Below are 252 nucleotides of genomic sequence, written 5' to 3'. Positions count from 1 at the left end.
CCGTTGCCCATACGCTCAATTGCCGGCCCAGAAAATCGCTTGGCTGGAAGACCCCAGCAGAATTCCTGGACGAGTATCTAAAATCTGTTCAACAATCTAGTGTTGCGACGACCGGTTGAATCCGCCCAGTTCACTGCGACCGCTTTTGCCGACGCGGTTCTGGATCGCGGCATCAAACTGTCCATGGACGGCAAGGGAGCCTGGCGCGACAACGTGTTCGTCGAACGGGTGTGGCGAAGCGTCAAGTATGAG

At 56.3% G+C, this 252-nt stretch carries 1 pseudogene; it reads left to right on the top strand.

Annotation, left to right across the window (positions count from 1 at the left end):
* Positions 1 to 117 precede the first annotated feature (117 nt).
* Positions 118 to 252 (top strand): annotated as a pseudogene (locus PKKP23_RS35075) (IS3 family transposase); the annotation flags it as partial.

This window comes from Paraburkholderia kururiensis JCM 10599 = LMG 19447 (assembly GCF_003986935.1).
Taxonomy (GTDB): Bacteria; Pseudomonadota; Gammaproteobacteria; order Burkholderiales; family Burkholderiaceae; genus Paraburkholderia; species Paraburkholderia kururiensis.
Note: the sequence above shows the minus strand (reverse complement) of the source record. Positions and strands in the feature narration are given on the sequence as shown.